This window comes from Microbacterium sp. SORGH_AS_0454 (assembly GCF_031453395.1).
Classification (GTDB): Bacteria; Actinomycetota; Actinomycetes; order Actinomycetales; family Microbacteriaceae; genus Microbacterium.
In genome coordinates this window covers 2,445,972-2,459,079 of sequence record NZ_JAVIYS010000001.1, presented here as the reverse complement: position 1 = coordinate 2,459,079, position 13,108 = coordinate 2,445,972, and the positions used below count along the sequence as shown (strand labels likewise).

Below are 13,108 nucleotides of genomic sequence, written 5' to 3'. Positions count from 1 at the left end.
ATGCCCGGGATCTACCTGGGCGCGATCCTCTTCTCGTTGGTCGGCATGATGCTGATCGATTGGAAGTACTCGCTCGCGCTGCGGGTCGCCCCGCGGCGGACGGTTCTGGCCGTGCTCGGGGGAACGGTGTTCTTCCTCGCGTGGGACCTCGTCGGGATCGTGACGGGCGTGTTCGTGAAGGGCGAGAGCCCGCTGTTCGTCGGGATCGTGCTCGCGCCGCACCTGCCGCTCGAGGAAGTGTTCTTCCTGCTGTTCCTGAGCTACCTGGCGGTGGTGATGTTCGCAGTCTTCGAGCGGCGGGCGGCGTCTCGACGCTCCGACGCCGCCGCGGTCGAGAGGCGACCCGAGTGACGTATCCGCTCATCGTGCTGCCGTTCGTCGTGGTGACCGTCATCGTCACTCTCGCAACGGTGAAGCGGCCGCGGTTCCGGGAGCGCATGACATCTTCCGGTCTCACCGCACTCGTCCTGGTGGCACTCACGCTCGTGTTCGACAACCTCATGATCGCCGTCGACCTGTTCTCGTATCCTCAGGAGCACCTGAGCGGCCTGAAGCTCGGGCTCGCGCCCATCGAGGACTTCGCCTATCCCCTGTGTGCGGCATTCCTGCTACCGGCGCTGCACACCCTCTTCGCTCCCCTGCCCTCGAAGGAAACCGCATGACCGCCCCCGCCGCCCTCACCCCCGGCCGCGTGCTGCGGGAGCTGTTCGTGTCGTCGCGACCGGTCAGCTGGATCAACACCGCGTTTCCCTTCGCCGCCGCCTACCTGCTGACCACCCGGACGATCGATGCGCCGCTGATCATCGGCATCCTGTTCTTCCTCGTTCCCTACAACCTCGCGATGTACGGCGTGAACGACGTGTTCGACTACGAGTCCGACCTGCGCAACCCCCGCAAGGGCGGCACGCACGGCGCCGTGCTCGACAAACGGATGCACACGATCACGCTGTGGGCCTCGGCGCTGACCTGCCTGCCGTTCGTGGCGTACCTGGTGGTGATCGGGTCGCCGCTGTCGTGGCTCGTGCTGGCGCTGAGCCTGTTCTTCGTCGTGTTCTACTCCGCGCCGCCCCTGCGGCTCAAGGAGCGGCCGTTCGCCGACTCGATGACGAGCAGCATCCACTTCTTCTCGCCCGCCGTGTACGGGCTCGTGCTCGCCGGAGCCGTGTGGACGCCGCAGCTCGTGTTCGTGCTGGTCGCTTTCGCGTTGTGGGGTATCGCCTCTCACGCCTTCGGCGCCGTGCAGGACGTCGAGGCCGACCGAGCCGCCGACATCTCGTCGATCGCGACCGCCCGCGGAGCCCGATGGACCGTGCGCTTCGCCCTCGTCGCATACGCCCTGGCCGGTGTGGCGATGCTGTTCACCGCCTGGCCCGGCCCGCTGGCCGCCGTGCTGGTGGTGCCCTACCTGGTGGTGTGCTGGCCGTACCGCAACGTCACGGATGCCGACAGCGACCGCGCCACCGCGGGCTGGAACCGCTTCTTGTGGCTGAACCAGATCGCCGGTTTCGGCACGACGATGCTGCTGATCTGGTGGTGGTTCCTCACCGCGTGAGTGCGGGCGGCGCGCGCGGGGGCGTGCGAGGGGCGGTGGGTTCCGCGCGGCGGGCGGGCGCCGGCATCCGGTGTCCCCCGTTGAGTGTCCAAAACACCCGGACGAAATCTGAAACCGTCCGGGTGTTATGGACACTCAACATCGTTCACGCGGGGTGCACCGCGGGTACAGCGCAGGACGCGGGACCGGCGCGGGCCGGGCGCCGGCACGCCGGGCGCGGAGCGGGACGAGGGTCCGGATGCCGGAACCCCGGCCTTGAACGTCCAAGACACGCCGAGTGCAGGGCGACGCATGCGGCGTGTTCTGGACACTCAACGAAGCGACAGCCGCGGAGCGCTCAGCGTGTCGCGGTCGCGGGCACGGGCACGGCGCGGGACCGGATGCCGACACCCCGGCGTCGAGTGTCCATGACACGCCAGGGGCGCGGCGTGCGGCGTGTTCTGGGCACTCGAACGGGTGACGACCGCGGCACATCCAGGATGACGTGGTCCGGCGCGACGGGAACGGCCCGCGCGAAACGACGACGCCCGCGCCCCGCGAAGATGCGGGACGCGGGCGTCGAGGGGTCGGTCAGCCGGCGGGCGTAGCCGAGGGGGCGGGGGTCGGCGAGGTGGTCGCCGTGCCGCCCTGGCCCTGGGACTCGAGGTCCAGCAGGCGCTGGACCGCCGCGGTGAGACGGGCATCCTGCGTCGCGAAGCCCGCGAGGTCGCCGCTGGTCAGCGCTGCCTGACGCGCGGTCAGAGCATCTCGCGCCTCTTGCAGAGCGGCCGCGTAGTCGCCCGTCGGAGCCGGAGTACCCGATGATCCGCCCGTGCCGCTGTTCTGGTCGCTCGGAGTGACGGTCTCGTCGCCGGTGTTGGCTCCGGAATCACCGCCGAACAGCGTGTCGAGTGCCTCGCTCAGCGTGTTCTCGAACGCGATCTTGTTACCGAACGCGACGAGCACGCGTCTGAGCTGCGGCAGCTTCGTATCACCGGACGACTGGACGAACACGGGCTGCACGTACAGCAGGCCACCGCCGACCGGGAGCGTCAGCAGGTTTCCGTTGAGCACCTGCGACTGCCCCTGTTTCAAGATGTTGATCTGAGACGAGACGTTCGTATCGGAGTCGAAGGTGTTCTGCACCTGGCCGGGTCCGGGGACCGTCGTCGACGCATCGATGACGAGCATCCGGAGTTTGCCGTAGTCCGGGCGCTTGGTGCCCTGCTGATTACCGGCGTTGGAGTCGACGGCGAGGTAGCCCGTGAGCACGTTTCTCGCCTGTCCGCCCTGGGATGCCGGGATGAAGCTCGTGAACATCGAGTACGACGGGTCGTCCTGGTTCGGCATCTTCATCGTCAAGTAGTACGGCGGCTGGAAGGTCGCCGGGTCCTGCGGGTCGTTCGGGGTCGTCCAACGGTTGTCCTGCTGGAAGAACGAACGGGCGTCATCGACGTGGTAGACACCGAGCATCGAGCGCTGGACCTTCATGAGGTCGGTCGGGTAGCGCACGTGGCTCATGAGGTCGGCAGACATGTCGGTCCACGGCTTGAGGGTCGTGGGGTAGACGTTCTGCCACGCCTTGAGCAGCGGGTCCTGGTCGTCCCACGCGTACAGGCTCACCGAGCCGTCGTAAGCGTCGACCGTCGCCTTGACCGAGTTGCGGATGTAGTTGATGTCGTCCAGCGCGTAGGTCGGAGCGGGGTTGTTCGAGTCGGCGATGGCCCGCGACAGCGAGACGCCCGAGGAGTACGGGTAGTTCGCACTCGTGGTGTAGCCGTCGATGACCCACTTGATGCGTCCGTCGACGACCGTGGGGTACGGGTCGCTGTCGAGCGTCAGGTACGGCGCGAGCTTCTGCACGCGCTGCTTGGGATCACGGTCGTAGAGGATCTGCGAGTCGGAGTTGACGTAGTCCGAGAAGAGGATCTGCTCCGACTGGAACTTCAGCGCGTAGATGAGGCGGTTGAAGACGTTTCCGACGCTCGGTCCGCCGTTGCCGGCGAAGGTCGTACGCGTCTCGGTACCGCCGTCGGCACCGAGCGGGTAGTCGAGCTCGATCGGCTCGCCACCCTCGGGTCCACCGACGATGGAGTACGGCGGCGACTGCTCACCGAAGTACACCCGGGGCTCGTAGTTGAGGTCGGTCAGGAAGCCGGTGCCGGGAATGGCCTGCTCGAGGAAGACCGGGTCGCCGTCGGCGGTGCGCTCGTTACCGGCGGCTGCGACCATGCCGTATCCGTGGGTGTAGACGAGGGTCGTGTTCTGCCACGAGGCCGCGTCGCCGAGCTGGCCGATGTTGAGCTCGCGGAGCGAGACCACCGCGTCCTGCGTCTGGCCGTTGATCGTGTAGCGGTCGACGTCGAGCGGGGTGTTGAACTGGTAGTACGCGCGGTACTGCTCGAGCTGCCGGACCGTCGGCCCGATGATCGCCGGGTCCATGATGCGCAGCTGCGCGGTGGACTCGGCATCGTTGCGCAGCTGACCCGCCTGCGCAGTCGTCGTCGCCTGGAAGTTCTCTTTCTCGATGCTGTCGAGGCCGTAGGCGGCCTTCGTCCCGTCGAGGTTGCGCTGGTAGTACTGGCTCTCGAGGGCGAGCTCGTTCGGGCGCACCTGGAACGTGGTGACCGCCCACGGGATGGCAGCTCCCACGACGATCGCCGAGACGACCAGCAGCGCGGTACCGATCAGCGGGTAGCGCCAGCGACCGAGGAAGGCCGTGACGAAGAACGCCAGGGCCACGATGACGGCCGCGATCGCGAGGATCGTCTGGCCGGGGATGACGGCATTGGTGCCGACGTAACCGGGGCCCGTGATGCGCTCCGACGGCTCGACGAGCGTGCGGAAACGGTCGAGCCAGAGGCTCGCACCCTGCAGCAGCAGGTACACACCGGCGAGGATCGCGAGCTGGATGCGCGCGGCCTTCGAGATGCGGAGCTCTCGCTGGCCGACCCGCACCGAGCCGTAGAGGTACGACACCACACCCGTGAGCAGGAGGCACACCAGCACCACGGCCGACGCGAACCCGAGGGCAGCGGCGTAGAACGGCATCCCGAACAGATAGAAACCGGTGTCGAGACCGAACTGGGGGTCGGTGGTGGACGTGGAGACCCCGTTCAGCCACAGCCACGTGGTCTCCCACTGGGCGGAGGCGGCGAAGCCGGCGAAGAAGCCGAAGAAGATCGGGATGCCCCACATGGCGAGGCGGCGCAGCGGCTCGACGACCTCCTGGTAGCGGTCGAGCTGCGAGCTCAGACGCGCATACACCGGGCGGAGCCGGTAGGCGAGCTGGATGACACCCCACACGGGCAACGCCATCGCGAGGAAACCGACCACGAACATCACGCTGCGGCCGAGCCACTGGGTGGTCAGCACGGTGGTGAAGCCCAGCTGCGAGAACCACAGCCAGTCGGAGTACAGGTTCGCGAAGACGAAGAACGCCACGACGAGAACCGCGATCACCGCCAGGGTGATCGAGATAATCCGTCGGGAGCGGTTAGGGGGCGTGGCCTGATTCGGCGCCGAGGTCGTGGTCACCCGTCCATCCTAGGCGCGCCCTGCCTGGGGTTCGCCGTGAAAGATCGATCACGAAGTACACGTCGGCAGGGCGTCGAGATCGCCTCCGTCGCGGATGGTCTCGAGCACGGTGAGCGACTGCTTCAAGGTCGAGGTGGAGAACACTCGGATGCCGTCGGGAACGTGGCCCACGACCTCGTTGCAGTTCTCCTCGGGGGCGAGGAACCAGGTGGCCCCGGCATCCCGTGCTCCGTAGAGCTTCTGACGGATGCCGCCGATCGGGCCCACGTTCCCGTCGGCGTCGATCGTGCCGGTGCCGGCGATGTGCTGGCCGCCGGTGAGGTCGCCGGGCGACATCTTGTCGATGATCCCGAGGGCGAACATCATGCCGGCGCTGGGGCCGCCGACGTCGTTGAGCTGGATCTTCACGTCGACGGGGAGGTCGAACGTCATCATCAGCCCCACGCCCAGCAGGTACTGCGTCTGGCCGTTCACCTCGGTCTGACGGGGAGTGATCGAGATCGTGGATGCCGTGCCGTCACGCTCGTAACCGACGCTCACGGCCTGACCCGCGGCCTTCTGCACCGCGGCGCGGATGTCGTCGATGTTCGAGACGGCAGTGCCGTCGACCGAAGTGATGACGTCGTTCTGCTGCAGCTTGTCTTTCGCGGCGCCGGAGTCGTCGATCGTGCCGACCGCGATCTGCTGCGGGACGTCGTAGCCGAGCTCGCGGAGAGCGGCCGCGCTCGCCTCGAGCTGAGAGTCGGTCATGAGGGCGGCGTTCTCGCTGTTGCGCTGCTCGGTGCTCTGCCCCGCGGGGAAGATGCGATCGATCGGCACGACGGCGCGCGAGCTGTCGAACCAGGCCGAGGCCAGCTCGATCCACGACGGGGTGTGCTCGCGGTTGCCGCTGACCTGCACGGTGAGCAGGTCGAGCTGACCGCTGCTGGTGGAGTCCTTCTCGTCGCCCTCGGGCACCGAGATGAGCGGAACCTGCTGGCCGTCGGCGGAGGCCGTGGTGCCGAGGGTGTTGTAGACCGGGCCCGGCTGCTGGATGACGTATGCCGAGGGCAGGAACGTCATCACGAACAGCACGATGACCGCGATGGTGAGAGACCACACGCCCACGACGGTGCCGCGCCGCCACCGCTGACGCGGGGCGGGCACGACGGAGACGTTCTCATCGAACAGGGTCACGGTCTCAATCCTTTGCCGGGTCGTTCGCGCGCGGCGTAAGCGGCCCGGGGGCCGAGCCGACTGATGCGGGGAAGCGTGCGACTAGCGTAGAACCCGTTCCCCCAGACCTGGCTGAAAGGCGGCTCACGTGGCAGACGACAACCCCGGCGGCGACCGGAGCCCCGAGGACGAGTTCCAGGAACTCATGCGCCGTCTCATGTCCGGAGACGTCAGCGGCATCGACCCCGAGCAGCTCTCCCGTCTGTCGGGCATGCAGATCGACCCCGCCATGCTGCAGGCCGTCATGAACCAGTTGCAGGGCGCCTTCGCCGGCACCCAGGAGGGCGTCGACTGGAGCCTGGCCGAGCGCCAGGCCCTGCACATCGCCAACCAGGACGGCCTCGGCGTGACCACCGGTCAGCGCACCGACTTGGACCAGGCGTTCACCCTCGCGGCCCTGTGGCTGGGCGAGGCGACCTCGATCAGCGACCTGCCACGTCCCCCGCGCGCCGTCACGCGCGGCGCGTGGGTGAGTGCGACCCTCCCGATCTGGCAGGAGCTCGCCGAACCCGTCGCCACGAGCATCGCCGACGCGCTCACCGCCGCCCTCGGCCAGCAGGCACCCGACGACATGCAGGACATGATCGCCGGTGCCGGTCGCCTCATGCGCACCGTCGGCGGTTCGCTCTTCGCCACGCAGCTCGGCCAGGTCGTCGGCCGGCTGTCCACCGAGGTCGTGGGTGGTGGAGATGTCGGCATCCCGGTCATGCCCGACGGCGCCGCGGCGATCCTCCCGCAGAACTTCGCCGACTTCGGCCGCGACCTCGAGATCCCCGAGGATCAGCTGGCGCTGTACTTGGCCACGCGCGAGCTGGCGCACGCGCGCCTGTTCCGTCACGCGCGCTGGCTGCGTCTGCACGTGATCTCGCAGGTGCGCGACTTCGCGCACGGGATCCGCGTCGACACCGACGCCCTCGAGGACCTCGCCTCGCGCTTCGACCCCTCGCAGCCCGAAGAGCTGCGCGGCGCCCTCGAGAGCGGTGCGCTGCTGCCCGAGCGCTCCGAAGAGCAGACCGCGGCTCTCACGCGCCTCGAGAACCTGCTCGCGACGATCGAAGGCTGGGTGGACGTGGTCACCGAGGACGCGACCTCGCGCCTGCCGTCCGCCGCTCGCATCGCCGAGGCGGTTCGTCGTCGTCGCGCGGTGGGCGGGCCCGCCGAACAGGCGCTCGGCTCGCTCGTCGGCCTCGAACTGCGCCCCCGCCGCATGCGCGAAGCCGCGGCCATGTGGCGCGCCGTCACCGACGCCGTGGGCGTCGACAATCGCGACGGGCTGTGGGACTACCCCGACCTCATGCCCTCGTCGGAAGACATCGACGACCCCGCGGCGTTGATCGCGCGACTGACCGCGGCCTCCCGCGGAGAAGCGGCTCCGTCGGACGCGATGGACGACGCCCTCGCGCAGCTGTTGGCCGAAGAGGCCGACGGCGAGCGGCGCGACGGTGGTTCGGGAAGCGGGAGCCCGGATGCCGGGACCCCTGACGACGGCACGGATGCGGGTGGGACGCGGGAGCATGGCGACGGTCCCCTCGGCGGCGACGACGACGGAGCAGCGCCGGGAGATCAGCGGCCGGTGTGAACACTCCGGCGGGCTGAAGCCCGTCGTGTCGTGACGCCCGTGGGGAGGATGACATTCCTCCACACGGGCGTCACGCATTTTTCGCCCTGGGGACAACGGCATCCGGGATCTCCGGAGACGCGATGATCGGGCGATGATCAGACTCGATTCCGCTGCTCCCCCGCTGTGGCGTTCCGATGGGAGTGTGCAGTTCGGCGCCCCCGCGGTAGCCGTCTCACCCTTCACCGGCTCGTGGGTCGACGTCGTCGTCGCGGCACTGGCGGACGGGACGAGTGCGGCCGCGGTCCGGGGTCTCGCCCGCGTGCACGGGGCCGAGGACGGAGCCGCCGACGCTCTGCTCGCGGCGGTGGCTCCGGCGTTGGCGCGAAGGTCACGGCATCCGCCCCTCGCCCTTCAGGTCGACGATGACCTGCCGCCGCGAGCCGCCCGAGCCGTCTTGGCGGCACTGCCCCCGCGCACCCGCGTCGTGGCGTGGGCGGGGACGGCGACCGAGAGCGTCGCTCCCGGAACACGGGTGGTGCTGCTGGCCGCGCACCGGGTCGACCCCCGCAGAGCGGGGCCGCTCGTCCGCGACGACGTGACGCACCTGCCTCTCGTGCTCGACGGGTCGAGCGCCCGGATCGGGCCCGTCGTCGTGCCGGGACAGACGGCGTGCCTCGCGTGTCTCGACGCGGACCAGCGCCGCGACGACCCGGAGTGGGCGACCGTCGCCGCTCAGCTGGTGGGACGACCGCGGCCCGAGATCGACGTGGCGCTGGCCGCCGAGGCCGGACGGGCGGCGCGGTTCCTTCTCACCGCTCCGATCGGGCAGACGACGCGCTCGCTGCGCCTGCGCGCCGATTCGTTCCGGCGGGCCTGGGCGCTGCATCGGCCGAGCGCAGACTGCCACTGCCGATCTCTCGAAGAAAGCGCGACGGGGACCGTTCCATCCGCCCTCGACCCCGTGCCCAGCTCACGGACAGCGTTCGTGCGGCCCGCGTGACGCCCACGTACGCGAGGCGCCGTTCTTCGTCGACCGCTTCGAAGGTCTTGGCGTACGAGATCGGCAGCAGCCCTTCGCTGAATCCCACGAGGTACACGTGATCCCACTCCAGCCCCTTCGCCGCATGCAGCGTCGCGAGCGTCACCGTCCGCGTCGTCGGCTCGTGCTGATCGCGCGCACGCGCCTGCAGATCGTCGGTGAACGCGCGCAGGTCGGTGCCGTGCGGCGCTTCCTCCGCCAGGCGCAGGATGGCGGCGCGCGCCTCCCACGCCTCGCGGAGCGCACCGCCCGCCTCGGGCGGGTCGTCGGTGAGCCCGACGCTGCGGAGCACGTCGCGGACGGTCGGAAGGAACCCGGTCTCGAGCGGTGCCACCGACGCGGCGCGAAGCGCCATGAGAGCCTGCCGAACCTCGGGAAGGTCGAAGAACTTGCGGCCGCCCAGGACGGACGCCGCGACACCCACCTTCGCGAGGGCCGAGATCAACCCCGCGGACTGCGCGTGCGAGCGGTACAGAACCGCGATGTCGTGGGGATCGACGCCGCGCGCGAGCGAGTCGCGGATCGAGGCCGCGACCGCAGAGGCCTCGTCTTCATCGTCGTCGAAGGCGCGCACGGTCGGCGTGGGCGTGTCGTCTTCGCTGGCCGCGACGAGCTCGAGGGCGCCGGCGCGACCCCTCATGAGGTCGTTGGCGACGGCGAGCACCGGAGCCGTCGAGCGGTAGTTGCGCTCGAGACGCACGACACGCGCATCTTCATGCGTGCGCTCGAACTCGAGCAGGTACCGCGCGTCGGCGCCGGTGAACGAGTACACCGTCTGGCTCGCGTCGCCGACGACGCACAGGTCGCGACGATCGCCCAGCCAGAGCTCGAGCAGGCGGTTCTGCAGCGGCGAGACGTCCTGGTACTCATCCACGGTGAAGTGCCGATACTGCTCGCGTACGGCCGCGGCGACCCGCGGTTCGGCCTCGATCATGCCGGCGCAGGTCAGCAGGACGTCTTCGAAGTCCATCTGGCGGCGCTCGTCCTTGAGCTTCTCGTACGCGCTCTGCAGGGCCACGACCTGGTCGACGCCGAGACGACCGACGCCGTCGGGGCGGTCCGCCGCGTACTGCTCGATGGAGCGCAGAGTCACCTTGCGCCACTCGATCGCCGACGCGACGTCGCGCAGAGTCGCGGTGTCGGGGGCCAGTCCCACGCCGTCGGCCGCGTGCGCGAGCATGCGCACCTTGTTGTCGATGATCGAAGGCGCTTGATCACCGGCGAGCGTCGGCCAGAAGAAGTTGACCTGCGCGAGAGCGGCGGCGTGGAACGTGCGGGCCGAGACCCCCGCGACCCCGAGCGCACGCAGACGCCCGCGCATCTCCCCCGCGGCCTTGGCGGTGAACGTCACGGCCATCACGCGCTGCGGCGAGTAGGCGCCCGTGTCGACGCCGTGAGCGATGCGGCGGGTGATCACGCGCGTCTTGCCGGTGCCCGCACCCGCGAGAACGCAGACCGGACCGCGGAGCGCACGCGCCGCCTCGAGCTGGTGCTCGTCGAGTCCTTCGAGCGGCGCGGTCACGCGACGCCCCGGTACCAGCCGTCGATCAAGCGACGAGCGATGGATGCCGGGCCCGGGAGCATCGCCGAGCCCTCGCCGCGAAGAGCGGCGCCGATCTCTTCGCGGTCGAACCAGCGGACCTCGACGATCTCCTCACCGTCGGCCTCCGCTTCGGCGTCGTCGACGACGACCGCTCGAAAGCCCAGCATGAGCGAACGGGGATACGGCCACGCCTGCGAACCGCGGTACGCGATGTCGCGGAGACGAACCCCGGCTTCCTCGCCGACCTCGCGGGTGACCGCGTCCTCGAGCGACTCCCCCGCCTCGGCGAACCCGGCGAAGCAGGAGTACCGGTCACCTCCCCAGGCGGCGTTCGCGCCGAGAAGGATCCGATCGTCACCGGTCGCCGAGGTCACCAGCACGATCACCGCCGGATCGGTGCGCGGGAAGTGCTCACGCCCGCAGACAGGACAGTGCCGCGACCAGCCGGCGTGGCGCAGCTCTGTCGCCGAGCCGCACGCCGGGCAGAACGCGGCATCGCGCAGCCACCCCGCCAGAGCGACGGCGGTGGTGAGCAGTTCGGCTTCACCGTCGGGCAGGTCGCCTCCGGCCGCGCGGAGGGGTAGCCACTCGGCATCCGGGACGAGGTCGTCGGGGGCACCGGCGGTCAGGGCCGCAAGCACGACCGCGGTGTGATCGGGAGTGCGGCCGAGAAACGCCCACTCCTGGACGTGCTCTCTCCCTACCCGTGCGAGGGAGCCCAAGACCAGATGTCCGTCGCGCAGCGGCGCCGCATCGCGCCGGATGGCGAGGACCAGGGTGCTCGGTTCAGACAGGACGCGCTCGAGCAGGGTCTCGTCGTCGCGCTCACCGCCCGCGCGGTCGACGGTCAGCGGGACCTCGGACGGCGAAGACACGGGACGCGGCATCGAACACCTCTCTGACGGCGGGCACGGGTGGGCGGTCGGCAGACCGACCTGCTCGGTGAAGGGCGTGGCGCGGGCCGGTGAAGGAAGGCCCGACCTACCCTGGGGGCATGGCACGCTCGCCCCTCATTTTAGCCGCGTCGGCGACGACGGCCCTGCCCGGCGCAGCCTTCTCGAACGTCAGCGCTCTGACCGAGAACGCCGCCGGCCGTTTCGATGCCGCGCTGGCCCGCACCGCCGACGGGCGCGAGGTCGTCATCCGCATGCCCGCCGGTGAAGAAGGCGCTCCCGACCTCGCCGCGGAGTCACGAGCGCTGCACGCTCTGACGGCGGGCGTCCGCGCCCTCCTCCCCTTCGCCGTGCCCGAGGTGATCGGCGAGAGCGGTTCCGGAACGCAACGTGTCCTCATCGTCGATCGCATCGACGGCTACCGCATCGACCCGGCGCACCTCCCCAAGGGCCCGGGGTACGCGCCGGCGATCGGCGGGGCGCTCGCCGCAGTCCACGCGCTCCCCGTGTCGATCGTCCGCACCGACGGATTGCCCGTGCGCTCCCCCGAGCAGGTGCGGGACGACGTCAAACGACTCCTCGACCGCGCTGACGCCACCGGTCGCGTCAACGACGACCTCATGCTGCGGTGGCGCCGCGCCCTCGACGTCGACGAGCTGTGGCGCTTCGAGTCGGCGGTCGTCCTGGGCGGCGCGACGAGCTCATCCATCCTCCTCGCCGACGATGAGGACGAGATCCCCCACGTGGTCGGCATCCTGGACTGGGCCGGCCTCAGCGTCGGCGATCCGGCCGTCGACCTGCGCTGGTTGGCATCCGCTCCCCTCGCCGCCGACGACGTCCATGCCGGATACGCCGCGGCCGGCGATCGCTCCCCCGACCCCCTGCTGCGCGAACGCGCGCGGTTCTACGCGGAGCTCGAATTCGCGCGCTGGCTCGTGCACGGACACGACGCCGGCGAGACCGACGTCGTCGCCGACGCCGACGCGTTGCTCGACGCCCTGGCCGACGGCGTGCGCGGCGACCACATCGTGCCCGACTCGCGAAGCGACATCGACGACGCGTTGGCCCTCGTCGAGAGCGTTCCCCCGGTCTCTGCCCCGGCCGCCGTCGACACCTCGATGCAGACCGACGCCTACGACCCCGAAGCGTTGTCGCTGTACCTGTCGGCGGAGCGCGACCGCGCCACCGCCGCCGAAGCGCTCGCCGAAGCCCTCGCGAACGCGAAAGAGTCGGATGCCGACAGCGGCGCGATCCACGTCGACCGGCTGCCCGTCCCCGACAGCGTCGAGCCCGGCGAGACCGAACCCCTCGACCTCGACGGGTGGGAGGACAAGACCCCCGAGACCCGGAACGACCGTGGCCAGGCTCCCGCGCTAAGCGGCGACACCGACGCGACCTCGCTGTGGTCACGCTCTGCCGTGTCGACAGACCCCGCCGAGCCCGCCGTCCGCGAGGAGGGCGCACCGGGTACGGACGCAACGGCGTCCGACGCCTCGCGCGATTCCGGTGCCGCGCACATCGACGACGAAGAAGACGCCGCTCGCGCGAGCCGCGCCGCGCTGCGCCGCTGGGGCGTCTCCGGCGACGGGGCCTGACGGGCACCGTCGCTCTGCTGTCGCCGCTCGTCGCCGTCGACCTGGTTCGCGACGGTCGCAGGGGACCGATCTTTCCCGCGCCTCAACCGGCACATCGTGCCTCGAGCCGCGCGGGGTGCGACCGGGTCACGTGACCGGGCTGTGACGGAGCCGGCAGATCCGAGCGGCGCTTTTGCGCGTCGCTCCCCGAAACC

General features: G+C 70.1%; 9 protein-coding genes. 5 read left to right on the top strand and 4 right to left on the bottom strand.

The window, feature by feature from the left end; genetic code table 11:
* From QE454_RS11610 to QE454_RS11600, 3 genes are read left to right on the top strand one after another with little or no spacing between them, the layout of a single operon-like run.
* On the top strand, positions 1–351 hold the full coding sequence (locus QE454_RS11610; RefSeq protein ID WP_307455286.1) for a lycopene cyclase domain-containing protein: 351 nt from the start codon (positions 1–3) through the stop codon (positions 349–351).
* Positions 348–662 carry a lycopene cyclase domain-containing protein gene (locus QE454_RS11605; RefSeq protein WP_307455288.1) on the top strand — a complete coding sequence of 105 codons (315 nt, stop codon included), beginning with the start codon at positions 348–350 and terminating at the stop codon, positions 660–662. The genes QE454_RS11610 and QE454_RS11605 overlap by 4 nt, the downstream gene beginning before the upstream one ends.
* On the top strand, positions 659–1,552 hold the full coding sequence (locus QE454_RS11600; RefSeq protein ID WP_307317367.1) for a prenyltransferase: 894 nt from the start codon (positions 659–661) through the stop codon (positions 1,550–1,552). The genes QE454_RS11605 and QE454_RS11600 overlap by 4 nt, the downstream gene beginning before the upstream one ends.
* 570 nt (positions 1,553–2,122) lie before the next feature.
* Here the strand turns inward: QE454_RS11600 and QE454_RS11595 are convergent.
* Together QE454_RS11595 and QE454_RS11590 are read right to left on the bottom strand one after the other, a co-directional pair.
* Positions 2,123–5,068, bottom strand: coding sequence for a UPF0182 family protein (locus tag QE454_RS11595; RefSeq protein WP_210074431.1), 2,946 nt, complete (start codon positions 5,066–5,068; stop codon positions 2,123–2,125).
* A gap of 48 nt (positions 5,069–5,116) precedes the next feature.
* Positions 5,117–6,244 carry a PDZ domain-containing protein gene (locus tag QE454_RS11590; protein WP_210074430.1) on the bottom strand — a complete coding sequence of 376 codons (1,128 nt, stop codon included), beginning with the start codon at positions 6,242–6,244 and terminating at the stop codon, positions 5,117–5,119.
* Positions 6,245–6,371: 127 nt separating this feature from the next.
* Here QE454_RS11590 and QE454_RS11585 point away from each other — a divergent pair, with 127 nt between their 5' ends.
* Complete coding sequence (locus tag QE454_RS11585) at positions 6,372–7,862, top strand: zinc-dependent metalloprotease (protein ID WP_307455294.1); 1,491 nt, start codon at positions 6,372–6,374, stop codon at positions 7,860–7,862.
* Positions 7,863–8,653: 791 nt separating this feature from the next.
* Here the strand turns inward: QE454_RS11585 and QE454_RS11580 are convergent.
* Together QE454_RS11580 and nudC are read right to left on the bottom strand one after the other, a co-directional pair.
* Positions 8,654–10,405 (bottom strand): ATP-dependent helicase, encoded by a 1,752-nt coding sequence (locus tag QE454_RS11580; protein ID WP_210074428.1) that lies wholly within the window; start codon positions 10,403–10,405, stop codon positions 8,654–8,656.
* Positions 10,402–11,313, bottom strand: a complete 912-nt coding sequence (gene nudC, locus QE454_RS11575) for an NAD(+) diphosphatase (protein ID WP_307455296.1) — start codon at positions 11,311–11,313, stop codon at positions 10,402–10,404. The genes QE454_RS11580 and nudC overlap by 4 nt, the downstream gene beginning before the upstream one ends.
* Before the next feature lie 107 nt (positions 11,314–11,420).
* On the opposite strand from nudC, the gene QE454_RS11570 reads away from it, so the two are divergent.
* Entirely contained in the window at positions 11,421–12,914 is a 1,494-nt protein-coding gene (locus QE454_RS11570; RefSeq protein ID WP_307455298.1) for a phosphotransferase, read from the top strand.
* The last annotated feature ends 194 nt before the right edge of the window (positions 12,915–13,108 follow it).

Bases quoted from the DNA above. Each gene is read 5' to 3' on its own strand.
- QE454_RS11600 (WP_307317367.1), top strand. From the start codon at position 659: ATGACCGCCCCCGCCGCCCTCACCCCCGGCCGCGTGCTGCGGGAGCTG.
- nudC (WP_307455296.1), bottom strand. From the start codon at position 11,313: ATGCCGCGTCCCGTGTCTTCGCCGTCCGAGGTCCCGCTGACCGTCGAC.
- QE454_RS11570 (WP_307455298.1), top strand. From the start codon at position 11,421: ATGGCACGCTCGCCCCTCATTTTAGCCGCGTCGGCGACGACGGCCCTG.
- QE454_RS11610 (WP_307455286.1), top strand. From the start codon at position 1: ATGCCCGGGATCTACCTGGGCGCGATCCTCTTCTCGTTGGTCGGCATG.